Here is a 22843-nt window from a genome sequence, read left to right on the forward strand (position 1 = left end):
CTCGGACCATGCCGACGGACCAGCCCCCGGGCCCTGGTGCCGGTGGCCGCCGCGACGCCGACCTGGCGCTCGCGGCGGCCGCGGGGGACCGGGAGGCGCTCGGCGAGATCTACGACCGCTACGCCCCCCGGGTCCACGCGCTCGCGCTGCGGCTGCTGCGCGACCGGGACGCCACCGCCGACGTCACCCAGGACACGTTCCTGGCCGCCGCGCAACGGCTGGACGGCCTGCGCGAGCCCGCGAACCTTCGCGCCTGGTTGTTCGCCGTGGCCCGTCACGAGGTCGTGAACCACGTGCGCCGGGCGTCCCGGACCGTCCTGACCGACGCCGTCGAGGACCTCGAGACCGCGGCTCCCGCGGTGGAGGGCTACGAGCGGGTGCGGGGCGAGGAGCTGCGCGTGCTCATGGCCGACACCCGCGCGGGGCTGGACGACCGGGACCGTCTGGTGCTGGAGCTGGCCTACGGGGAGGAGCTGTCGGGGGCCGCCGTGGCCGCCGCCCTGGGCGTGCAGGAGGACAACGCCCACCAGCTGCTCAGCCGGGCCCGCCAGCGGCTGCGCGCCTCGCTGGGGGCGCTGCTGGTGGCTCGGCGCGGCCGGGACGGCTGCGCCGGGCTCGACGGGCTGCTCGCGGGTTGGGACGGCACGTTCTCGACGCTGTGGCGCAAGCGGGTCGTGCGGCACGTCCGCTCCTGCCCGGACTGCGAGGCCACGGAGCGGGCCGCGCTGTCCCCGGCCGCGCTGGCCACGGCGTTCCCGCTCGTGCTCCTGCCCGCGGACCTGCGGGACCGGGTGCTGGAGCGGTTCGACCTGGTCGGCTCCGGCGCCCCGGTGACCGGGGCCGGCGGGGCCTGGCCCGACGACGGCTGGCCGCCCGCCGGCGAGGCGGACCTGGCGGTGCTCGGCGCCCGGCCGGCGGGCCCCGACGGGGCCGACGGGGCCGAGGGGACCGACGGGATGTCGTCCGACCGCCCGTCCGGCGTCGCCGTCCCCCGCGCGACCGTGGTGACGGTCGTCGGTCTCGTGGTCGCCGCCCTGCTGCTGGGCGTCGGTCTGGCGGCCGGCACCGGTCTGCTCCGCCCCGCCCCGTCGTCGCCCGACCCGCTGCAGGCCGTCGCCCCCCCGGCCGTGGTGCCGACGTCGGTCGACGCACGGACCGGGCCGACGGTCGCGGACGTGGCCGTCCGCCGGCCCACCGCGACCCGGGCCGTCGGGACGCCCACGACGCCATCGCCGCCGCCGACGACGCCGACGCCGGACCCGGACCCGGACCCGGACCCGGACCCGGACCCGGTCCCGTCGGACCCGGTGACCCCGGTGCGCACGCCGGTGATCCCCACCCCGTCGCCGCCGGTCCCGAGCACGCCCGACGCCGATCCGGAGCCGGTGGAGGTCGTGCGGCTCGTCGTCCGTCCCGGTGGCGACGGGGCGGACGTGACGCTCGGCCCCGCACCGGGGTCGTCGGTGACCCTGTCGGTGGCGCAGACCGGCGGAGGGCCGCTCGAGGTGCGCGTCGTCCCCTCGGCCGGGCTGACGGCCGCCCCCGACGTCCTGCTCGTCCCCGCCGGTGGGCGGACGGAGGTGCAGGTGAGCCGGCTCACGGCGGGCCGGGGCGGTGGGGTGACCTTCCGCGCCCCCGGGGCCGACGAGGTCACCGTCCGCCTGGTCGCTCCCGTCACGCGGGCCCCGACCGGGCCTGCCACGCTCGCCCCGCCACCGGCGTGAGGTCCCTGGTCCCGGGTCGTGCCGGGTGGCCGCCGCGCTCATCATGGTCGACGAGACCGACGGGAGAGGGGGCGCCGTGGCGCGGGACGTCGAGCACGGGCCGGGTGCCTTCCTGCGGTCCCGGCGGGAGCGCCTCGACCCGGGCGTGCTGGGCCTGCCGAGCACCGGTCGGCGGCGCACGCCCGGTCTGCGGCGCGAGGAGGTCGCGGCCCGGGCCGGGATCAGCGTGGAGTGGTACACCCGCCTGGAGCAGGGGCGCGGTGGGTCGCCGTCGGCCGCCGTGCTCCAGGCCCTCGCGCGGGCGCTGCTGCTGACCCCCGCCGAGCACGAGCACCTGCTGCTCCTGTCGCGCGGCGACGATCCCGCCCCGTCCGCCGGGCCGCTGTCGCCGCAGTACGCGCGGCTGCTGGCCGGGCTGCCGCTCAGCCCGGCCTACGTGAAGTCCGCGGCCTGGGACGTGCTGGCCTGGAACGACGCCGCCCGCGCCGTGCTCACCGACTACCCGGCCCTGGCGCCGGGGGAGCGCAACGTGCTGCGCATCCTGTTCTGCACGCCCGCCGCCCGGTCGCTGCTGGTCGACTGGGAGCACGAGGCCCGGCTCGCGGTCGCGACGTTCCGGCTCGAGCTGAGCCGCTGGGGCGGGGAGCAGGCGCGGGCGACGGTCGAGCGGCTGCGGTCCGACTGCGCGGACTTCGCCCGGCTGTGGGACGACCGTGACGTCGGCACCCTGGGGCAGGGGACCAAGCACCTGCAGCACCCCGAGGCGGGCCGGCTGGCCCTCTGGTACTCCTCCTACGCCGTCGACGACGCACCCGGACTGGGTCTGGTGGTCTACACGCCCGAGACCGACGCGGACGCGGACCGGGTCCGGCGCCTGCTCGACGAGGACCACGGCGGGCCTGCCGGCAGCGGCACGGGGGTAGCGCCGGTACCCGGATGATCCCGGCCTGGTGGCGCGTGCCGCGCGTGGCGAGCCTGGTGCTCCCACGAGACCAGGAGGTCACCATGACCACGACCGGGCAGAGCACCGGGCAGAGCACCGGGCAGAGGACCGGGACGAGGAGTCCCGACGAGGCCACCGTCGAGCAGCAGGTGCTGGCGCGGATGGCGCAGTGGCGGGCGACGTTCGAGGCCAAGGACGTCGACGGCATGATGACCTTCTACGCCGACGGCGACGCCTTCAGCGCCTTCGACCTGATGCCCCCGCTGGAGTTCCGGGGCGGAGCGGGCTGGCGGGCCAACTGGGTGTCGTTCTTCGCCGCGTGGCAGGGCGTCCCCCACCTCGAGCTCACCGACGTCGAGGTCCACGGGGCCGGCGACCTCGCGGTCGTCCGGGCGATGGTGCGCCTGCACGGCACCATGTCCGGGCAGGCCACGGACCTGTGGGTGCGTCAGACCAACGTCTTCCGACACCTCGGCGGGCAGTGGCTGATGGTGCACGACCACGTGTCCGTGCCCACCGACTTCGCCACCGGTCGCAGCCTGACGGACCTGTCCCCGCACCCGGCCCGCTGAGCAGGGCTTGACCCCGACGCGACGTCGTGGTTTCGGATGGAGGGCATGGACAGATCCGTGCTCGTCTACCTCGCCTCGTACGCGCTCTCCTCCCTCGGCAACTCGATGGCCGCGGTCGTGCTGCCGCTGGTGGTGCTGAGCACCACGGGCAGCGCGCTGGACGCCGGCATCGTGGCGGCGGCCACCGCCGTCCCGGCCGTGCTGGCGGGGCTGCTGATGGGCGGTCTGATCGACCGCTACGACCGTCGGACCATGTCGGTCGTCACCGACCTGGTCGCGGCGGTCGCCATCGCCGCCCTGCCGGTGGTGGACCTGGTGACGGGGCTGTCGCTGGGCTGGTTCGTGCTGTTCGGCGTCCTGGCCTCCTTCGGCGACGTCCCCGGCATCACCGCCCGCGAGACGCTCGTGCCGGCGGTCCAGCGCCGCAGCGGCCTGCCCGCTGAGCGCATCATCGGGCTGCGGGAGAGCGTCGCCGCCGTCACGATGATGGTCGGCCCGGCCGCCGCGGCCTCGGTCGTCGTCCTGCTGGGCGGGCCGGGCGCGCTGTGGGTGACCGCGGGGTTGGCTCTGCTCGCCGCCCTGACCACGCTGCTGCTGCCGGCCGGGATCGGGCGGCGGCCTGAGTCCGCCCCGCGGCGCTCGGCGCGGCAGGGCGTGGGGGAGGCGGTGGCCGGCCTGGTGTGGCTGACGCGGCGCAGCCCGCTGGTCCTGTCGGTGACCCTGGTCAACCTGGCGCTGGTCGTCGTCCTGGTCGCCCTGCAGGGCCTGGTCCTGCCCGTGCACTTCACCCTGCTCGGCGAGGAGGGCCGGCTCGGTCTGGTCCTGACCTGCCTGGCGGCCGGGATGCTGGTGGGCTCCGGGACCTACGCGCTGGCGGCGGCCCGGCTGCGCCGACGGACGTGGCTGGCCGTGTCGCTGCTGGGGTCCCTGGTCGGGGTGGGGACCATCGGCGCCCTGCCGGGCGTCGCCTGGATCCTGGCGGGCGCGGCGGTCCTCGGGCTGTTCGGGGGTGCGCTCGGTGCCCTGTTCGGCGTCGTCATGATCGAGACCATCCCGGACGACCTTCGTGGTCGGGTGATGAGCGCGCAGAACGCCCTGGTCACGCTGGCGCCCGCGGTGGGCGTGCTGGGGGCCGGGGTGCTGGTCGAGCAGGTGTCGTTGGGTGCGGCCGGCGCCGTCGCCGCCGGGGTGTGGTTCGCTGCGGTGCTGGGGGCGGTGGCGCTGCGGCCGCTGCGCCGGATCGACGTCGCGCCGGAGGTGCAGCATGCGTAGCCAGCACGTGGCCGAGCTCGCCGGGGTCACCGTGCGGACGTTGCGGCACTACCACCAGATCGGCGTCCTGCCCGAGCCGGCCCGTGGGTCCAACGGCTACCGCAGCTACGACCTGGCCACCATCGCGCGGCTGCTGCGCATCCGGCGGCTGACCGAGCTGGGTGTCCCGCTGCACCAGGTCGAGCGGATGCTGGACACCACTCCGGACGAGGACCTGCTCGACGAGATCGACCGCCAGCTGCTCGCCGCCATCGAGCGGCTGCAGGGGCAGCGGCGCCAGATCTCGCGCCTGCGCCGGACCGGGGAGCGGGCCGACCTGCCCGAGGGCCTGGCCGAGCTGCTGTCCTTCGGTCCGACCGAGCAGGCCGCCGGCGTGCTGAGCCGGCTCGACCAGGACACGCTGCTGGTCATCGCGCGGGTCGTCGGGCCCGACAACCTGAACCAGCAGGCGCTGAGCGACCTCGCCGAGACGCTGCGGCCCTGGAAGGACGACCCCGGCCTGGTCGCCGCCTCGCAGGACTTCGACCGGCTCGCCCCCGCCGCGCCCCCGGCAGAGGTCGACCGCGTGGCGGACCGGCTGGTCGCCGTGCTCCGGCCGATGACCGCCCGGCTGGAGCAGACGCCCACCGGACGGGCCCTGGCGCGGGTCCCGGTGGGCCGCTGGCCGGACCCGGTCGAGGACGGTCGGCTGAACCCGGCCCAGGCCCGGGCCCTGGCGCGGGTGGTCGCGCAGCTCGGCGGGTAGGCGCGACCCACCGACCCCGGCCTAGCGCCCGTAGCGGCGGGCGAGGAACGGGCTGGGGATCTCGACCTCGCGGACGACCTCGTTGACCAGGTTGCCGCCGTCGGGACCGGCCACGCCGAAGTCCCGGGCCTGCACGACGAGCCGGTCGGGGTAGGCGTCGATCGTCAGCCCGCGGTTGACGTCCCGGGTGACGACCTCGCGGATGCCCACCGTGCTCTCACCGCGGGCGTCCCACTCCACGTGCATCGCGCCGGTGTTGACCGCCCAGAAGCCGTCGGGGTGCCCGCCGGCGGTGCGCCGCTGCACGGCCCAGTCGCCCAGCTCCAGCGGGTAGTGGGTGTGCCCGCTGAGCAGGACCACGTTGGGGTGGCGCCCGAGCAGCTCGGTGAGCTCGTCGTTGCGCTGGTGGTGCTCGGAGTACCAGGGGATCCAGCTGCCCGACACGGTGTCCCCGAGCGGGAAGTGGGTCGCGACCACGACCTGCCGGCGCTGCTGGGTCCAGTGCTGCAGCCGCTCCCGGAACCAGGCCATCTGCTCGTCGCCGATCGGGACGTCGGTGGGCCCGGCCGCGTCCTGCCCGAGCACCAGTACGGGGACGTCACCGCCGGACCCGCGCACGACGTACTCGCCCCACACCCGGTCGCGGTCGGCGAAGTCGAGGAAGCGCTGCTGCAGCACGGGCCAGCCGCCGGGGGCGTAGCGCTCGTGGTTGCCGATCGCGGCGATGGTCTGCGGCGGGCGGATGCCGGCCCGCTCGGCCATCACCTGGTCGACCTCGTCCCACTCCGGTTGCGCGCCGGAGTCGACCAGGTCGCCGACCATCAGCAGGGCGGCGGCGTCGGGCCGTGCCGCGTGCAGGTCGACCAGGCCGTGGGACAGGTCCCGGGGGTGGCCCTGGACGTCGCTGACCACCCACATCGACGTCGGGTCCCCGGTGACCGCCGGCTGGGCCCGCTGCAGGCGGACGTTGTCCACGGCCCAGTACCAGCTGTTGCGCTCCGCGGTGAAGCGCCAGCGGAACACGGCCCGACGGGCCCCTTCCGGCACGTCGAACGTGACGGCCTCGTGCGCGTTGGCGAGCCTGCCGTCGTAGTCGTCGGCGACCGTGGTGGAGTCGTAGGACACGAGCTCGACGTGCTCCCCGTCGCCGTCGAACTCGACGGTCACCGTCGCGCTCTGCCCGGCCCACTGCCGGTAGTGGCTGTCGAAGCCGAGCCGGAGGCTGCTCTGGCGGTGGACCCGGACCTGGGGCGAGACCAGGGTCGTGTCGTAGGTGTGGTCCGGGGCCGGCACGTCGTCGAACTCGTCGGAGTCCGCGACCGCGATGACGTCCTGGGCGCGGCCGAACCGGCCCCGCATCTGGTCCTCCGCGTCGGTCCAGAACTCCCGGGTGGTGAAGCTCCACCCGCGCCACTCCTCGACCCCGCCCCCGGCCAGCGACGCGTCGTTCTCCACCCGCCAGCCGGTCGGGCCCTCGTGCGTCCAGCCCACGGCACCCGGCGCGATGCCGGGGTCGGACACCCGGGGCCGGAGCGCGTCGCCGACGCCGTCGAAGCCCTCCCGCCACTCCACCGGCGGTGTCGCGGGGGAGGGGCCTGCGGCGGCGAGGGCCCCCGCGCCCGCGGTCGGCACCAGGCCTGCCGTGGCGACGAGGACCAGGGCCAGGAGCAGGACGGCCCGGGCACCTCGGTCAGGACGGCTGGGGCGGCTGGGACGCGTGGGACGCATGGCGGTACTCCTCGGGACGACGGCTGGCCCCGAGCCCACCGCTCCCGCGTGACCCCCCGGGGTACGCAGTCAGGCCGCCGGGTGAACACCGGTCGAACCGTCGCTGACCCGCTGCCGTTCGGCGGACGTCCGTCGCAGGGGCGGCAGCTGCGCCCACGTGGCGGCCCGCCACAGCCACTCCAGCGGTCCCTGGTGGTAGCGGCGCAGCCACAGCACGGCGAACACCCACTGCAGCGCGAGGACGGCCGCACCGACGAGGAGCAGCTGGGTCCAGGAGTCGCTGTTCCGCCAGTCCAGCAGGTGCCCGGCCAGGAGCATGACAGGGGTCGCGGCCACGTAGCAGGTCAACGCGGTCCGCCCCAGGGGGACGAAGAGCACCCCCAGCCCCCGCCGCAGCGGGGTGCGCAGGAGCAGCAGCACTCCGGTGACGTACACGCCGGCCAGGGTCAGCCCGGCGACGGCCGAGGCGGTGGTGAAGCCTGAGCCCGTCAGGTCGGCGAGCTGCCACGCCACGGCGGGCACCGAGGCCGCCGTGAAGGCTGCGAGGAGGACGAGGAGCACGACGGGGGCGCGGGGGGAGGTGTCCAGCTGCGGCACCACGCCGTAGCGCACCAGGGCCGAGCCGAGCAGGAACAGCGAGGGGGTCAGGACCGACCCGCCGCCGACCAGCAGCACCGTGACCGGCAGGAGCACCACCGCTGCCGCCGCCACCGCCCACCGCGGCAGCCAGCTGGACGGCAGCAGCACCACCAGCCCGACGACGGAGTAGACCGCCAGCGCCTCACCGGGGTGGACGAGCTGGTGCAGGACGCCGAGCGGCAGCAGCACCAGCAGACGACGCAGCAGCAGCCGCCGCGGTCGAGCCGTCCGGCGCGCCGCCGAGGCCAGGAGCAGCGAGAACCCCATCCCGAACAGCACGGAGAAGATGGGGAAGAACCGTTGCTGGACCAGCAGCTGCAACCACCCGCTGGGGTCGGACAGGTTGGGCGACGGGCGCGGCACGTCGTAGCCGAACGACGTCAGCGGCGCGATGTTGACCAGGAGGATCCCGCACAGGGCGAAGCCCCTCAGCACGTCCAGCGCGACGACCCGAGCCCCCCGGTCGGGGGTCGGGACGGCTTCTGCCGCCGGGGGAGGGCGGGTGGTCGCCGTGGTGCTCAGGTCGGTGGGCACGGGTGCCCTGCGGGTGTCCACGGCCGGCAGTGGACACCCGGCCCCCACGGCACACTCAAGCGGGTGCCTCCCGCGTGCAGCGCGGCTTCCGCGAGCTCGCCGCGGGATCCCTCGCCGTTCATCCACCTCAGCGGCTCGGGGCAGCGGTGCTGCGGAGCGGGTGACGGGAACGGAACCCGCACGACCAGCTCGGGAGTGTGGTCGGCGTCCGCTGGTTCTTCGCGGCTGTGGCCTGCATGGAGGCGGACCTGCAGCCCCGGGCTGCCGGATCCGTCGCGTCTACCACTCGGGTGGCGGACCAGACCGCGCCACCAGCGCCCGCGATCTGACGCGAGTCGCCGTCACCCTTCTGCCTCGCACCTACGGCAGACCCGACCCCGGCCCTCCCGCCTCGGGAGCCTCAGGTGGGCACTGACTCCGACCTGTCGTCGACCGAGCCGGGGCGGACGACGCAGAGGACCCTGGTTCCCCGACCGTGCCACCTGCAAGTCGCCCGCCTGGCGCTGCGTCGTCATCCCCACACGGGTCAGCCGGCGGCGGCGACCGCCTCGCAGACCGTGCTCACGAACAGGTCCTCGCTGAAGAAGGTCGACAGGGGGGCGTCGCTGTAGCGCGTCCTGACCGCGTCGACGGTCACCTGACCGGTGAACGTGGGCTCGGCGTCGGGTGGCTCGACCAGCGTGCCGACGACGAGGAACAGGGACCGCCCGGTGGCCGTCCGGATGTCCCAGATGGTCCCGGTGCTGATGACGGTGATCGTGGAGTCGTCGCCCGGGACCGCGAACGGCTCGGTGAACCGGACCCTGGAGGTGATGGTCGCGGCGTCGCGGCCGTCCGGGAAGCGACTGAGGTGGTCGACGTCGTGGCTGCGGAACCGGCGGTCGTAGTTCAGGTAGTCGAGGTCGTAGAACCTCGTGCTCCGACGGGACGACACGTAGCGGCCGTAGACCGGGACGTCGCACGGCCAGTCGGCCGGCTCCCACCCCGTGTCGACGAAGCGGTCACCCGTGCAGACGGGACCGGTTGCCCGGAGCCTGCAGTCCCACGGGGCGAACACCGAGTCGAGGGTCGTCGGTACGAGCTCGGTCTGGTCGACGGACCTGTGGTCGGACGCCGTCGCCGTCGGCGCGCCGGTGAAGGCGCGACGGACAGGGCGACGGACAGGGCGACGGACAGGGCGAGGGCGGAGGTGATGGCTGAGGTGCGAGCACGTGGGCTCATGGGGGTCTCCCTGGTCGGGGCCGGGTTGCCGGCGACGGACGACCACCCTGCCGAGGACCGGTATCCAGGCACCTTCCACCCGGTATCCGGTCGGTATCCGGTCGCGATCCGGGCCGTTGACCGCCGTCGCCCCTGGTCGGACACTCGACCATGAGCCTGCGGCTGCTCGGCCCGGTGATGCTCGACCCGACCGAGCCGTCCGAGGCCTCCCTGACGCCACGGCACCGTCTGGTCCTCACCGCACTCGCTGTGCGGCGGGGGCACGTCGTGCCTCCTGGCGAGATCGCCGAGGCGGTCTGGGCCGGCGTGCCACCGCCGTCGTGGTCCAAGCAGGTGCAGATCTGCGTGGTGCGGCTGCGCAAGGCGCTGGGTCACGATGCCATCGAGACGGCACAGGGCGGCTACCGGCTCGTCGCGGAGGTGCTCGGCCTCGACGTCGACGCCTTCGAGCAGCTCGTCCGACGCGGTCGGGAGCTGGCGCGCGACGGTCAGCCCGACCGGGCCGCGACCACGTTGGCGCGGGCCGTGGCGGTGTGGGGCGGCGACCCCTTCACCCTGCTCGGCGGCTGGCCGCCGGCCGTGGCGGAGTCCGCGAGGCTGCGGGAGCTCCACGCCGGCGCGCAGGAGGACCTGCTCGAGTGCCGTCTCGCCGTCGGCGAGCACCGCGAGGTGGCCGCGCAGGCCGAGGTCCTGGTCGCGCAGGAGCCGCTGCGGGAGCGGCGGTGGGCCCTCCTCGCCCTGGCCAGGTACCGCTGCGGCCGACAGGCCGAGGCCCTGGGCTCCCTGCAGCGGGCCAGGCGCCTGCTGCGCGACGAGCTCGGCATCGACCCGGGGGAGGAGCTGGTCCGCCTCGAGACGTCGATCCTGCACCAGGACCCCACCCTGCGACCGGTGCCCCGACCTCGGGTGGTGTCGCAGGACTGCCCGTACAAGGGCCTGTCCCACCACGACGTCGGCGACCCTCTCTTCGGGCGCGACGCCGACGTCGCCTCCTGCCTGGCACGGCTCCGCACCTCCCCGCTGGTCGTCGTCGCGGGGCCGTCCGGCTGCGGCAAGTCGTCGCTCGTCCGAGCCGGCGTCGTCCCCGCCCTCGTCCGCACCGGCCGCGACGTCGTGGTCGTCGTGCCGGGCCTGGACGGGACGTTCACCATCCCGGTCAGCGGGACCTCGGCCCCGGTGCTGGTCGTCGACCAGCTGGAGGAGGCCGTGGCGGGGACCTCCCCGCCCGCCGACACGCTCGCCCGGCTCGCGGCCTACGCCCTCGACGTCGCGCCCGTCGTCGTGACGGTCCGGGCGGACCGGCTCGCGGCGCTGACCGCCGACACCGCGTTCAGCCGCCTCGCGGAGCGAGGGCTCTACCTGCTGCCCCCGCTCGACGGGGACGCCCTGCGGGAGGTGGTCGAACGCCCGGCGGTCGACGCCGGTCTGCGGGTCGAGCCCGGCTTGGTCGAGCTCCTGGTCCGGGACGTGGAGGGGCAGCCGGGGGCCCTGCCGCTGCTCTCGCACGCCCTGGTGGAGACCTGGCAGCGCCGGGACGGGTCGGTGCTGACGATCGAGGGCTACCGGGCGAGCGGCGGTATCCGGGGGGCCGTGGCCCGTTCGGCCGACCGGCTCTTCGACGGTCTCTCCCCGCACCGGCGAGCCACCCTGCGCTGGCTCCTGCTCAGGCTGGTCGTACCGTCCCCGGACGGGGACCCCGTCCGCTGCCGCGTCGCGATGCGCAGCCTGAGGGGCGACGCCGACCTGGAGGTCGTGCTGGGGCTGCTGGTCCGGGCCCGGCTGCTCACCGTCGAGGACGACAGCGTGCAGATGTCCCACGAGTCGCTCGCCCGGGCGTGGCCGCGCCTGCGGGCCTGGCTCGAGGAGGAGGGGGCGGGGCGGCGCACCCTGCGCCACCTGACCGTCGCCGCGGAGGGCTGGGAGTCGCTCGGTCGACCGGTCACCGAGCTGTACCGCGGCGGCCGGTTGGAGACCGCGCTGGACTACTGCGAGTCGGCGGGACCGGTGCTGACGGCGGTGGAGACGCAGTTCCTGACCGCCTCACGCGAGCACGCCGGGTCCGAGCGCCGTGCCCTGGAGGGCCGGGTCCTCGAGGAGTCCCGACGCGCCCGGCGGCTGCGGGTGCTCCTGGTCAGCATGGCTGCCCTGCTGGTCGTGGCCCTCGTCTCGGGTGCGCTCGCGGTGGCGCAGGCCCGGGAAGCCCGCGACCAGCGGGACGTGGCCCGCGAGGCGCTGGACGAGGCGGCCCTGGAAGGGCTGGTCGCCGCGGCGCGTGAGCTCCGCGGCTCCGAGCGGGACGTCGCCGCCCTCCTGGCGGTGGAGGCGGTACGGCGGTGGCCCGACGACGCGAGGACCAGGAGCGCGCTGCTCGGGGTGTTCACCACCGATCCCGGGTTCCTGGGCCATCGCTACCTGCCAGGTGCTCGATGGGTGACGGGCGACGTGGTCCCCGGTTCGGTCACGGCGGTGGTGTCCGTCGACGGTGGGCCTCCGGCGCTCCTGGACCTGGACGGCGGGGGTCTCGACGCCCGGTTCGGGCGCTCGTCCGTAGGCGCCGGGACGACGGCGCGCATCCGGGTCAGCCGCGACGGTTCCCGTGTGGTCACGCTGGCCGTGCCGGACCCGGCCGACCCGTGCGACCTGCCCGCGGGCGCCCTGGCGGGTTGCGCCAGCATCACCGTCCACGACGTGGGGAGCGGTCGGCGCGTCATGGGACCCACGGTGGTCCCGTTCACGGCCGGCGACGTCGCCATCGACGACGACGGTTCGCGGGTCGCGGTCGCGGGCGGTGAGGCCGGGGACGTCGTGGTGCACCGGACCAGCGACGGCGCCCTCGTCGGCCGGTTGGCCGGGGTGCCGCAGCCGGTCGGTGACGACCGTTGGATCCGCAGCTCGGCGGCGGTCGCGTTCGGCCCTGACGGCCTCCTGCGGGTCGGTTCGCTCGCCGAGGTCCTGCGGGTGGTGGATCCGGTCACCCTGCAGGTCGTACGCAGCGTGGACGTGCCGGCGCGATCGACCAACCAGCACCTGGTCGTCCTGACCGACGAGGTGGTCGGCGCAGGGAACAACGGGCTGGTGGCCGTGGACGAGGACGGCGTCCGGTGGGCTCGCGACCTGCGCGAGACCCACCCCGACCCGTGCCCTGCGTTCGCGGTCTCGGCCGAGGCAGGGGCGCTGTGGTGCGGCAACAACTACGGGCAGGTCCAGCAGCACGACCTGCTGACGGGGGCTCCCACCTCGGTGGAGCTGGATCCCCAGCTCGGCCGTGTCGGGTCGCTCGCGGTCACCGCCGACGGCCGCGAGCTGGTGTCCTTCGGCGGGGAGGCCCCGGTGGTGTCCCGGTGGCGCCTGGACGGCAGCGGGCCCGTGACCTCCCTGACGGCCGAGGGGTACGCGCTCGCCGACGGCTACGACACCGACCACGGCTCGACCCTCGTGGTGGCCGCGCGCGACACCGTCACCACGAGCGCCGCGCAGTTCGCGGACTACGCCCTGTGGGACCCGGTCGCCGACCGGGAGGTCGACGCCCTGGACGAGGTGAGCGAGGCCGGCATCGAGGGCGTCGGATGGGCCGGGCGGGACACGCTCGTGGGCATGCGCGCGCAGCAGCAGCAGTTCGCCTGGTTCGACGTGGACAGCAGCCGGGTCGTCGCCGGCGAACGGATCGGGCCCGAGTGCGACCACGTCTGGGCGTCCGCCGACGGCGACCGTGCCTACTGCGGCCTGCTCGACGGCCAGGTCTGGACCATCGACGCCACGACGCGGCGCCGTGGCGGACCCGCCATCGACGCCGGCGGGGCCGCCAGCTCCGTCTCGGCCACGGCCGGTGGTCGGAGGGTCGTGGTCACGGCCCGCACCCAGGACGGCAGCGTGACCACGGTCCACGACGGCCGCACCGGCGCGCTCCTGGTCGGTCCGATGACCGGGGCCGACATCACGAGCGTGAGCCTGGACGGAGTCCTCGTCGGAGCGACCGGAGGAGAGGTGACACGCTACGACCTGGGCACGCTCGAGCCCCTGCAGGACCTCCCCGGGGCGCGGGGTGAGGTCAGCTCCCTCCAGTTCAGCGACGACAGCAGCGTCCTGATCGCCGCGTCCCACGACCAGACCGTGTCGGTCTACGACGTGCCCAGCGGCAGGCGACTGGGCGACCCCGTCCTGTCGTCGGCGCCGCTCAGCTTCTCCGCCTACCTCCGCCCGGACGGCAAGGCCCTCGCCGTCACCGACGAGCACGGCGTCGCGGTCTGGGACCTCGACCCCGCCCACCAGCTCGAGGCCGCCTGCAGGCTTGCAGGTCGCAACCTCACCGGGACGGAGTGGACCACGCATCTCGGCTCCCTGGGCCCCGTCCGCCCCACCTGCCCGGAGCTGCCGGCCCCCTGAGCCCAGCCGTGGACGACGGTGCCGAACCCGGCGGAGACGAGGCCGCCGGCCGGAGAGGCGCCACGAGCGCGAGAGCGGGTGACGGGAATCGAACCCGCACGACCAGCTTGGAAGCGAGGTCAGCGTCCGCCGACGCGTTGCGGCTGCAACCTGCACGCACGCTGATCTGCACCCCAGCGGAGCCGACTGCGCCTTGTTGCTCTTCAGACGGGGCGGTTGTGCCGTTCATCGGGCACGCAGCGGGCACGCGCTGAGGGTCGACGATGTGTGCCCCCGGCTGAGCGCCCACAGATCTGGCCGCGCACGGTCTCATCCCGCCCCGGGCCGGACTCGGGCGCCTCGTCGCTGTCACCGAACAGCTACCGGGTGCCCTACGGGAGTTCTGACCCGGGAGTGGAGTACGCGCCTGCCTATAGTGGAGAACTTCGTCCTCCGCGCCTGTCCCGTCATCCTGCCCATCAACCCGCGCGGAGCTCACGAATCTTCGCAGTGACATTGCCCTCCTGAGGTAGGTCCTGAACTACGTCGGTTCAGTCCTATCCGCCGCATGAAGCGGAGAGGTCAGTAACAGAGACTGGCGAGGGAGTAAAGTCATCCAAGGTTGACGTTCGCTGCAGTTCTCGACGTACTTTTGAGTCCACAAGATCCGGGCGTGTTTTATCGAGGGTGACGATACCTGACCACGTCTCTCTTCCCTCAGTCCAAACCCGAAGGCTGGCAGTCCGAGATGGCATATCAGTCGGATCTAATGTCACCAGCCACATGGCCGTTTCGTTATCCAGGCCGACTTGTATGGTGTTGGCCGCTGTGGACAACTCCGCACGCTCCTCTTCGTCTGGTGTTTTTCCGGTCCGAACCAGTACGAGTTCCGGGGGGTAGTCAGTCTCTCCGCATGTTGGCAAGAACAGCGTGACAGTGTTTGCTTGTTCGAAGCGATACGCGAGGGGCAGCGTGCCAGGGTCACTGGGAACGCAACTGGTCAGAAACAGCATCGTCGCAAGAGCTGCTCCGAGCGGCAGGGTCTTGGCGGCTAAGGTCACAGGAGGGAGGGTAAGGGTTGCCGGAGATGTAAGGCACCGGAAGTCATCATTACCTAGCCGCCGCAACCTGTCACGCCACTGGCAGTTCGGGTCGAATAGCCCCCCTGAATAAGCCCTGCCTCAATCTCAGAGGCATTTCCGCAGGGACTCAGGGGTGGCCAAGCAAGGGGGTACCGGACTAGCATTCCGACCGCCCCGATGTCGCGGCGCTGCTGTGAATGGATATCTTCGCGAAGAGAGAGTTTCCTGTCGACATCGATCCGTTCCAATTCCTTGAGGGGTGTTTTTGATATGAATGTGTCCCCATTGACTGTGCCACCCCTAGCGGCCATGGCGCTTGCAGATCCTGTGACACCTCCGCACGCCCGGGTTCCGTATTGGGTGATGGTCCCCGAGATCTGGTGCGAGATCGCCGCCCGCGTCGCCGACCTGACCGCCTGGCTACAGCTGCTCGGCTGCACCGACCCCGCCGATCAGACCGCGCATCCGGCCCGGCGCTGGGAACCGAAACGACTCCGCCTACGCCTGCTCGCCACCGCCGGTCGGCTCGCCGTCAGCGCCCGCCGCACCGTCCTGTACCTCGCGGCCAGCGACCATTGGACCGGCGTCGTCCTGGCCATCCTGACCCGGCTCCGAGCCCTCCCGGCACCCAGCGGCTGACCCCAGGGCCACCACCCACAGCCTTTTGACCAGGCCCGTCGACGGACCCGAGCCCATCCGAGCAGCATCGGGCCACTGTCCGACCCCTGTTTCAGAATTAGTGCTCAGCGAGGGCCACGACGCCCCGCTCCACCGTCACCCCTGGACCACGAAAGATCCGGGCTAGAGACCCCAGGAGTTCAGTCATCGCAAGCGTCAGCAAGTTCAGCAGACGATACCGGAGCAGGAGAGTAGTCGACACGCTCAGGTAGTCCTTCATAATCCCCTCGGGCGGTGACAAAGACGTCGACGGGACGGACCTGATCCAGGATAATCACTCCGAGCCAGGATACTTCTTCATTCTCAGAGAATACGCGCATTGTGGTTCTGTCTGGATTGATGATGTCCGAGGAAGCTAGGGGGATTCGCCAGAGCGGACGGTCGAAATCTCTTTGCACCTCAAAGTCGCCGTCTTCGACCGACATAAGGGTGGGTGGGCCGTCATTCGACGAAGCGCTATCGCGCAGTTCGAGCGAGTATGGTGGTGGCGGATGGTCCCCACAGGCCGGCAACAGGACCTCGACAGTGTTCTCCTCTGCAAAATTGTACGCCAAATCGAAGGGAACGGGGTCACCAGCAATGCAGCCGGTCAGACCAAACATCGTGCAGGCTCCCAGGCATGTGCGTAAGGCAATCCCGAGTGCTTTCCGTCCTGCGTCAATTGGGTTAGGCGTGCGTTGATGTGCGGGCGCGACGCTGGGCATCCTCGTTAGTAGCACTGTTCGTACCCTCCCTGCATGAGGCCTGCCTGTACTTCATAAGCGTGTCCGCACAAGCCGCGACGTTCTTCCTACATCCAGTATTGCAGAATCATCTGACCCGTTCCGAGGTCGCGGTACTGTTGTGTGTGAATATACTTATGCAAGAAGAGGTCGAAAGTCTTATCGTCCTCCGTGAGCGAGGGCAGACTCCGGTCTGAGATAGAGATCTCGCCAATGGCTGTCCCTCCTCTACCCATCGACCACGACGCAGGTCCGCGTACGTCACCGCAGACGATAGTCCCGTACTGTGAGCGGCCGCCCTCAACGAGCACGTCCGCTGGCCGATCGGGCACATAGCGGGCACGCGGACCGAGACGCCGGGGGAGGGGGAGGACCAAAAGGGGCCCTGACCTGCGGAGCGGGTGACGGGAATCGAACCCGCACGACCAGCTTGGAAGGCTGGAGTTCTACCATTGAACTACACCCGCGGACGGCCCGGCCGAGGTCGTCGCGACCCGGTGGACGTCGGCACCACCGTACCCGCCGACGCGCGGCCGGCGGAGCAAGGACGGCTCGGCCCCGTCCCGGTCAGGGCCGCGGCTGCAGCCAGCCGGTCGGCAGGTCCCCGCCGCCCTCCGGGGTCAGGCGGTCGCGTACCTGCAGCAGGACCGGGTCGCCGGCCAGCGGTCCGGCGACGACCGCCTGGCCCTGCGACAACGACGGGGCGAGCGCGACCAGGCCGGCCGGGACGTGGCTGAACGACTCCCGCAGCTAGGCGGCGTCATGCTCGCCGTTCAGGCGCATCAGGACCAGGTTGTCGCACTGGGACACCACGTCGGGGTGGACCTTGGCCGGACGCTGGGTGACCACAAGCAGGTGCAGCCCGTACTTGCGGCCCTCACCGGCCAGCCACACCAGGTGCCGGGTGGTCTCCGCGACGACCGGGTCGGGGCTGGTGGGCGGGCAGAAGGTGTGCGCCTCGTCCACCACCAGCAGGACGGGACGGCGGGTCGGTCGCCGGCGCAGCCGGCCCAGCAGCATCAGGGCGGCCACGGCGCGCTCCCGCGGCTCCGTCAGGCTGCCCAGGTCCAGCACGAGCGCCCGCCAGCCCTCGGTCAGGTCGGTGAGGGAGTCCTCGTCCGGAGCCGCCCACAGCGACCACCCCGCCAGGCCCAGGTTGTCGATGCGCAGGGCCAGGCGACGGCCCTCCTGGGTGGCGGTCGCCAGCGCGGCCTCCCGGACGTCACTGACCCCGTGACGGGGCGGCAGGTCCACCGCCACCCGGAGCAGGGCATGGTGCTCCTCCAGGTCGGCGACAGGGTCCAGCCCCAGCACGAGGGCCTGCTCGGACGGGGTCAGGTCGCCGAAGTGCCCGCGCAGGGCGGGGGCCCCGCCGTGCCGCGCGACGACGACCCGGGGCGCCTGGGAGGCGTGCCGGTCGCGGTCGGCCGAGTCCACGGCCGCGTCGTCGCGCAGCCGGCCCAGGTGGACGTGGTCGGAGTTCGGGTCGAGCACGAGCAGCGGCAGGTCGGTCTGCAGCAGCAGTCGCTCCAGGAGCACGCCCGTGGCGTACGTCTTGCCGGACCCGGACTGCCCGCAGAGGAAGGTGTGGCGCGTGACGCCCTTGGCGCGCAGGTGCGCCGTCCGTCCCGGCGCCGTCACCAGGCGGCCGAGGGCCAGCGTGGGCGCCTCGCCGCGGCGGGCGCCGAGGACCTGCTCGACGAGCTCCTCGGGCGCCACCGACAGGTCGGCGTCGGCGAAGCCCTCGTCCGGCGGCGAGGCCACGACCTCGCCCGCCACGACCTCGGCGAGCACCGCGCCGGACCCGACGACGACCCGCATGGGCAGGCCGACCTCGACGCCCTGCACCACCCCCGCCAGGTCGTCGCCCGGCGCCTCGCCGAGGGCGGCCCAGTCCAGCGTGAAGCGACCCACCTGGGCCGTCTGCTCGCGGCGTTCGTGCACCTGCCCCACGAACCGGCGGACCCCCGTGGGCGTCGTCGCGTCCACGACCACGTAGCCCCCGGTCGGCAGGTGGTCGTCGTGCGACGCGCGGAAGGCGAACGCCCGTCCGTCCACGGACCACGCCGTGGGGGCGAGCCGCATCCGCTCCACGAGGCGCCGGCGCAGCTGCTCCGCCGAGGGGAGCGGGGCGGGGACGGGCTCGGAGGTGGGCACGGTGACACCCCACCGCACGGGCCCGGACCACCGCCTCACCTGCGCCGGGTGAGGCCGCCGGCCCCGGGCCGAGGGGCCCGGCTCAGCCGCGGGGTCGCAGCCGGCGCAGCCCGGCGCCCAGCGCGGCGCCGTAGACCAGGTGGGCCGCGACCATGCTCACCGGCCGGTCGGGCCGGTCCCGGTCGGCGCGCGGCATGATCCCCAGGGCCGGGACCCAGCCCAGGTAGGCCGACGCCCACACCCCGACGGCGTAGGCCGCGCCGACCGCCTCGGACGGCACCCGGGCCGGCAGCCGTCGGTGCAGCAGGGCGAACGGCACGCCCGCCGCGGCGCCGAAGCCCAGGTGGGTCAGCGTCGTCAGGACCCGGCGGGTGGGCTCGGGCGGGTCCACGGTGCCGCTGGTGGTGCGGTCCACCCCGGCCAGCGCCGCGTCGGTGACCCGGCGCGGCGGTTGCGTCCCCAGCAGACCGGCCCGCTGCGCCGTCAGCATCAGCACGCTCATGGGCACGGTGGCACCGGCGCCCAGGGCGGCGCCGGCGGCCACGTCGACGAGGGCGCCCTTGAGCCGAGTCATGATCACGGGCTACCCGGCGGGCGGTACCCGAAACACCCCGCCGGGCCGGGGGCACGCCGACCCGGTTACGTTCGACCGGTGCAGCCCGTGCCCGTCAGCCGCCGAGCCCCCGCGCTGAGCGGGTCGACGCTGATGAACCAGCGCTGGCGCGACCTGGTGTTCCTGCACTGGCGGGTCCCGGTGGCCCACGCCGGGGCCCTGGTGCCGGTCGGCACCGAGCCGGACACCTTCGACGGCCACGCCTGGGTCGGGCTGATCCCGTTCCGCCTGCTCGACGCCGCGCCGGGCCGCCTGCCCGGGGTCCCGTGGCTGGGGTCGTTCGCGGAGACCAACGTGCGCACGTACACCGTGGACGCGCAGGGCCGCCGCGGCGTGGCCTTCTGCTCCCTGGAGGCGCAGCGCCTGGCCGTGGTGCTGGGCGCGCGCGTCGCGTTCGGTCTGCCCTACACCTGGGCCCGGATGAGCGCCCGCCGCGAGGGCGACGAGCTCGACTACCGCACCCGCCGACGCTGGCCCTCGCCCCGGGGTGCCGGTGGCTCGGTGCGGGTCCGCCTCGGCCCGCCGCTGCCGGGCCCGGACCCCCTGGCCGACTTCCTGACCGCCCGCTGGGGCCTGCACACCCGGGTGGGGGGTCGGCTGCGCTACGTCCCCAACGACCACGAGACCTGGCCGTTGCACCACGCCGAGCTGCTGCACCTGGACGACTCGCTGGTGGCGGCGGCCGGCCTGCCCGGTCTGGTCGACCGTGCCCCGGACTCCGTGCTCGCCTCGCCCGGGGTCAGCACGCGCTTCGGGTGGCCGTTCCGGGTGCCCGCGTGACGCCGACCGGGCCGACGGGGCCGACCGATCCGGACCCGAACCGGCGCCGCTGGGTCGACGCCGCCGAGCACGTCGCCACCTACCGGGCCACTGGCGGTGCGGTGGGCCACACCTGGGCCGACCGGCCGCACCTGCTGCTGGGCACGACGGGACGGCGCACGGGGCGCGAGCACACCGTCCCCCTGGTCTACGCCCGGCTGCCCGGCCCGGCCGGCCCCTCCCGCCTGGTGGTGGCGGCCAGCGCCGGGGGAGCGGAGCAGCACCCCGCCTGGTACCTCAACCTGGTGGCCCACCCCGGTGTCGACGTGCAGCTGTGGGACCGGCGCTGGCGCACCTCGGCCACGGTCGCCGAGGGCGCCGAGGAGGAGGCCGGCTGGCTCGCGATGACGACGACCTGGGACGGCTTCCGTCGCTACCGCGAGGCGACGACGCGACGGATCCCGCTGGTGCTGCTGCCGGCGGAGCCGCTCCGACCCCCGTCCTGACGGGCCGGGCGGGACCGCCGGACCCTGCGGAGCACTACCCTGACGAGGTCGGCCGGGCGTGCGGTCGGTGACGGGGTGTGGCGCAGTGTGGTAGCGCGTCCGCTTTGGGAGCGGAAGGCCCCCGGTTCGAATCCGGGTACCCCGACGGTAGGCACCACCGGGCGACGGCGCCCACGCGACCGCTGACGGGCCTGCCCGACCGGCGGCCCGGACAGCCCGTGCCCGGTGGTCGCGTACCCTGGCACGTCGCGCCTGCCGGGCGCGTCCCCGTCCGTCCGTCCCCGTCCGTGTGGAGCCCTGCCCGTGAAGAGCACCGTCGAGTCCCTCGCCCCGACCCGCGTCAAGCTGAGCGTCGAGGTCCCCTACGAGGAGCTCAAGCCGAGCATCGAGGCCGCCTACAAGACGATCGGGCAGCAGGTCCAGGTCCCCGGCTTCCGCAAGGGCAAGGTCCCCGCGCGCATCATCGACCAGCGGGTCGGCCGCGGCGCCGTGCTGCAGGAGGCCATCAACGACGCCCTGCCGTCGTTCTACCAGCAGGCCGTCACCGAGAACTCGGTCCGCGTCCTGGGCCGGCCCGAGGTCGACATCTCCGAGGTGCCCGACCCCACCGCCACCGACGGCGAGCTCAAGTTCACCGCCGAGGTCGACGTCCGCCCCGACATCACCGTCCCGGACCTGACCACGCTCGAGGTCACCGTCGACGACATCGAGGTCAGCGACGCCGAGGTCGACGAGCGCCTGGACGACCTGCGCACGCGCTTCGGCACGCTGGAGAGCGTCGACCGTCCCGCCGAGACCGGTGACTTCCTCACCATCGACCTGGTGGCCCGGGTGGACGGCGAGGAGATCGACTCCGCCAGCGGCGTCAGCTACGAGGTCGGCTCCGGGCAGATGCTCGAGGGGACCGACGAGGCCGTGGTCGGGCTGTCCGCCGACGAGGAGGCCATCTTCACCTCCACCCTGCGCGGCGGCGAGCAGGCCGGCGCCGACGCCGAGATCACCGTCAAGGTGTCGGCGGTCAAGCACCGCGTCCTGCCCGAGGCGGACGACGACTTCGCCCAGCTGGCCAGCGAGTTCGACACCGTCGAGGAGCTCCGCGCCGACCTGCGTTCGCAGGTCGAGGTCACCAAGCGCGTCGAGCAGGGCGTGCAGGCCCGCGAGAAGGTCATCGAGGCCCTGCTGGCCGCGGTCGAGGTCCCCGTCCCGACCGGGCTGGTCGACGAGGAGGTCCAGCGCCACCTCGAGGGCGAGGGCAAGGAGTCCGACGACCCGCACGGCGACGAGATCCGGCCCGACGCCGAGAAGGCGCTGCAGGGCCAGCTGCTGCTGGACACCATCGCCGAGGCCGAGAACGTCCAGGTCTCCCGCGAGGAGCTCATCCAGTTCCTCGTCTCCAGCTCGCGCCAGTACGGCATGGAGCCCAACGAGTTCGCCAAGGCCGTGGACGAGGCCGGCCAGGTGCCGGCCATGGTGCAGGAGGTCGGGCGCCGCAAGGCCCTGGCCATCGCCATGGAGCGGGCCACGGTCACCGACGCCTCGGGCAACACCGTCGACCTGGAGGAGAGCCTGTCGCGTCAGGCCGCCGGGGTCCCGGGCGTGCCGGAGACCGTGCAGGCCGAGCAGGCCGGCGCCGGGGACGACGCCAGCGGCGCCGACAGCCCGGACAGCCCCGACTCGCCCGACAGCCCGGACTCGCCGGACAGCCCCGACTCGCCCGACAGCCCCGCCGAGGCCGACGAGAAGAAGGCCTGACCCGGCCCTGCCGTAGCACCGTCGGCCGTGGCGCGGACCCCCGTCTGCCCACGGCCGACGTACCTGCGCTGACAGCGAAACGCCGTACAGCCGGGGAGTGGCGCGTCCGAGGACGGCGTTAGTGTCCGTACGCACTTGACGACGTGAGGAGCAACGACGTGACGGCCCAGTCCCACCTGACCAGCCCCGGCAACTCCGGGCTCGAGGTCCCGACGGCGAAGTCGCCCGGCGGCCAGTTCGGCCTCGACGACAACGTGTACCAGCGGCTGCTGTCGCAGCGGATCATCTTCCTCGGCTCCGAGGTCCGCGACGAGAACGCCAACGCCATCTGCGCGCAGCTGCTCCTGCTGGCCGCGGAGGACCCCGACAAGGACATCATGCTGTACATCAACAGCCCTGGTGGTTCCGTGTCGGCCGGCATGGCGCTGTACGACACCATGCAGTTCATCGAGCCGGACGTCGGCACGGTGGCGATGGGCCTGGCCGCCTCCATGGGCCAGTTCCTGCTCGCGGCCGGGGCCAAGGGCAAGCGCTACGCGCTGCCGCACAGCCGGATCATGATGCACCAGCCGCTCGGCGGCGTGGGCGGCACCGCCTCGGACATCAAGATCCAGGCCGAGCAGATCGTCCACATCAAGAAGCAGATGGCCGAGCTCATCGCCTTCCACACCGGGCAGGACGAGGCGACCATCACGCGGGACTCCGACCGCGACCGCTGGTTCACCGCCGACGAGGCGCTGGCCTACGGCCAGGTCGACCACGTGGTCCGTTCCGCGCGCGAGGTCCCCGGCGGGGGTGCTCCGGCATGACCTGGACCGACCCCGCCCGACCGTC

The 22843-nt window shown here is 73.6% G+C and carries 18 protein-coding genes and 2 tRNA genes; 12 read left to right on the plus strand and 8 right to left on the minus strand.

Annotated elements, in window-relative coordinates; all coding sequences use genetic code 11:
- Nucleotides 1-8: 8 nt before the first annotated feature.
- The 5 genes from SJY06_RS11300 to SJY06_RS11320 all read left to right on the plus strand — a co-directional run bounded on the left by SJY06_RS11300 (nucleotide 9) and on the right by SJY06_RS11320 (nucleotide 5256).
- Nucleotides 9-1724 carry an RNA polymerase sigma factor gene (locus tag SJY06_RS11300; protein ID WP_380167589.1) on the plus strand — a complete coding sequence of 572 codons (1716 nt, stop codon included), beginning with the start codon at nucleotides 9-11 and terminating at the stop codon, nucleotides 1722-1724.
- A 25-nt stretch (nucleotides 1725-1749) separates the two neighbouring features.
- The gene (locus SJY06_RS11305; RefSeq protein ID WP_380167591.1) at nucleotides 1750-2664 is read left to right on the plus strand and encodes a helix-turn-helix transcriptional regulator; all 915 of its coding nucleotides are present in this window, start codon (nucleotides 1750-1752) and stop codon (nucleotides 2662-2664) included.
- Nucleotides 2665-2729: 65 nt separating this feature from the next.
- A complete protein-coding gene (locus tag SJY06_RS11310) occupies nucleotides 2730-3239 on the plus strand; it encodes a nuclear transport factor 2 family protein (protein WP_380167593.1) in 510 nt (169 codons plus the stop codon).
- A 45-nt stretch (nucleotides 3240-3284) separates the two neighbouring features.
- Complete coding sequence (locus SJY06_RS11315) at nucleotides 3285-4511, plus strand: MFS transporter (RefSeq protein WP_380167595.1); 1227 nt, start codon at nucleotides 3285-3287, stop codon at nucleotides 4509-4511.
- On the plus strand, nucleotides 4504-5256 hold the full coding sequence (locus tag SJY06_RS11320) for a MerR family transcriptional regulator (protein ID WP_380167597.1): 753 nt from the start codon (nucleotides 4504-4506) through the stop codon (nucleotides 5254-5256). Before SJY06_RS11315 ends, SJY06_RS11320 begins: the two co-directional genes overlap by 8 nt.
- A gap of 21 nt (nucleotides 5257-5277) precedes the next feature.
- Here SJY06_RS11320 and SJY06_RS11325 read toward each other — a convergent pair whose 3' ends face one another.
- The 3 genes from SJY06_RS11325 to SJY06_RS11335 all read right to left on the minus strand — a co-directional run bounded on the left by SJY06_RS11325 (nucleotide 5278) and on the right by SJY06_RS11335 (nucleotide 9214).
- On the minus strand, nucleotides 5278-6984 hold the full coding sequence (locus SJY06_RS11325; protein WP_380167599.1) for a metallophosphoesterase family protein: 1707 nt from the start codon (nucleotides 6982-6984) through the stop codon (nucleotides 5278-5280).
- Nucleotides 6985-7053: 69 nt separating this feature from the next.
- The gene (locus SJY06_RS11330; RefSeq protein WP_380167601.1) at nucleotides 7054-8178 is read right to left on the minus strand and encodes a DUF418 domain-containing protein; all 1125 of its coding nucleotides are present in this window, start codon (nucleotides 8176-8178) and stop codon (nucleotides 7054-7056) included.
- 505 nt (nucleotides 8179-8683) lie between these two features.
- A complete protein-coding gene (locus tag SJY06_RS11335; RefSeq protein WP_380167603.1) occupies nucleotides 8684-9214 on the minus strand; it encodes a hypothetical protein in 531 nt (176 codons plus the stop codon).
- A gap of 314 nt (nucleotides 9215-9528) precedes the next feature.
- Here SJY06_RS11335 and SJY06_RS11340 point away from each other — a divergent pair, with 314 nt between their 5' ends.
- Complete coding sequence (locus tag SJY06_RS11340) at nucleotides 9529-13761, plus strand: BTAD domain-containing putative transcriptional regulator (RefSeq protein ID WP_380167605.1); 4233 nt, start codon at nucleotides 9529-9531, stop codon at nucleotides 13759-13761.
- 1424 nt (nucleotides 13762-15185) lie between these two features.
- Nucleotides 15186-15461, plus strand: coding sequence for a hypothetical protein (locus SJY06_RS11345; protein ID WP_380167607.1), 276 nt, complete (start codon nucleotides 15186-15188; stop codon nucleotides 15459-15461).
- Nucleotides 15462-15640: 179 nt separating this feature from the next.
- Here SJY06_RS11345 and SJY06_RS11350 read toward each other — a convergent pair whose 3' ends face one another.
- From SJY06_RS11350 to SJY06_RS11370, 5 genes are all read right to left on the minus strand, one after another.
- The gene (locus SJY06_RS11350; protein ID WP_380167609.1) at nucleotides 15641-16102 is read right to left on the minus strand and encodes a hypothetical protein; all 462 of its coding nucleotides are present in this window, start codon (nucleotides 16100-16102) and stop codon (nucleotides 15641-15643) included.
- A gap of 516 nt (nucleotides 16103-16618) precedes the next feature.
- A tRNA-Gly gene (locus tag SJY06_RS11355) sits at nucleotides 16619-16689 on the minus strand.
- A gap of 100 nt (nucleotides 16690-16789) precedes the next feature.
- Nucleotides 16790-16918, minus strand: a complete 129-nt coding sequence (locus tag SJY06_RS11360) for a hypothetical protein (protein ID WP_380167611.1) — start codon at nucleotides 16916-16918, stop codon at nucleotides 16790-16792.
- A 54-nt stretch (nucleotides 16919-16972) separates the two neighbouring features.
- Nucleotides 16973-18379 carry an ATP-binding protein gene (locus SJY06_RS11365; protein WP_380167613.1) on the minus strand — a complete coding sequence of 469 codons (1407 nt, stop codon included), beginning with the start codon at nucleotides 18377-18379 and terminating at the stop codon, nucleotides 16973-16975.
- 82 nt (nucleotides 18380-18461) lie between these two features.
- Nucleotides 18462-18953: a DUF6789 family protein gene (locus SJY06_RS11370; protein ID WP_380167615.1), complete on the minus strand. Its 492-nt coding sequence runs from the start codon at nucleotides 18951-18953 to the stop codon at nucleotides 18462-18464.
- A gap of 78 nt (nucleotides 18954-19031) precedes the next feature.
- Here SJY06_RS11370 and SJY06_RS11375 point away from each other — a divergent pair, with 78 nt between their 5' ends.
- From SJY06_RS11375 to SJY06_RS11395, 5 genes are all read left to right on the plus strand, one after another.
- Entirely contained in the window at nucleotides 19032-19772 is a 741-nt protein-coding gene (locus SJY06_RS11375; RefSeq protein WP_380167617.1) for a YqjF family protein, read from the plus strand.
- A complete protein-coding gene (locus SJY06_RS11380) occupies nucleotides 19769-20257 on the plus strand; it encodes a nitroreductase/quinone reductase family protein (protein WP_380167619.1) in 489 nt (162 codons plus the stop codon). The genes SJY06_RS11375 and SJY06_RS11380 overlap by 4 nt, the downstream gene beginning before the upstream one ends.
- Nucleotides 20258-20328: 71 nt before the next feature.
- Nucleotides 20329-20402 (plus strand) — tRNA-Pro (locus SJY06_RS11385).
- Between the two features lie 158 nt (nucleotides 20403-20560).
- Complete coding sequence (gene tig, locus SJY06_RS11390; protein WP_380167621.1) at nucleotides 20561-22009, plus strand: trigger factor; 1449 nt, start codon at nucleotides 20561-20563, stop codon at nucleotides 22007-22009.
- 254 nt (nucleotides 22010-22263) lie between these two features.
- Nucleotides 22264-22818: an ATP-dependent Clp protease proteolytic subunit gene (locus tag SJY06_RS11395; protein ID WP_380169702.1), complete on the plus strand. Its 555-nt coding sequence runs from the start codon at nucleotides 22264-22266 to the stop codon at nucleotides 22816-22818.
- The last annotated feature ends 25 nt before the right edge of the window (nucleotides 22819-22843 follow it).

The sequence above is a fragment of the Jannaschia sp. R86511 genome (genome assembly GCF_042466345.1).
Classification (GTDB): Bacteria; Actinomycetota; Actinomycetes; order Actinomycetales; family JBBAYJ01; genus Aquipuribacter.

Coding starts and splice junctions, on each gene's coding strand:
- SJY06_RS11325 (WP_380167599.1), bottom strand. CDS start 6,984: ATGCGTCCCACGCGTCCCAGCCGCCCCAGCCGTCCTGACCGAGGTGCC.
- SJY06_RS11350 (WP_380167609.1), bottom strand. CDS start 16,102: ATGTTTGGTCTGACCGGCTGCATTGCTGGTGACCCCGTTCCCTTCGAT.
- SJY06_RS11345 (WP_380167607.1), top strand. CDS start 15,186: ATGGTCCCCGAGATCTGGTGCGAGATCGCCGCCCGCGTCGCCGACCTG.
- SJY06_RS11320 (WP_380167597.1), top strand. CDS start 4,504: ATGCGTAGCCAGCACGTGGCCGAGCTCGCCGGGGTCACCGTGCGGACG.
- SJY06_RS11315 (WP_380167595.1), top strand. CDS start 3,285: ATGGACAGATCCGTGCTCGTCTACCTCGCCTCGTACGCGCTCTCCTCC.
- SJY06_RS11370 (WP_380167615.1), bottom strand. CDS start 18,953: ATGACTCGGCTCAAGGGCGCCCTCGTCGACGTGGCCGCCGGCGCCGCC.
- SJY06_RS11310 (WP_380167593.1), top strand. CDS start 2,730: ATGACCACGACCGGGCAGAGCACCGGGCAGAGCACCGGGCAGAGGACC.
- SJY06_RS11300 (WP_380167589.1), top strand. CDS start 9: ATGCCGACGGACCAGCCCCCGGGCCCTGGTGCCGGTGGCCGCCGCGAC.
- SJY06_RS11340 (WP_380167605.1), top strand. CDS start 9,529: ATGAGCCTGCGGCTGCTCGGCCCGGTGATGCTCGACCCGACCGAGCCG.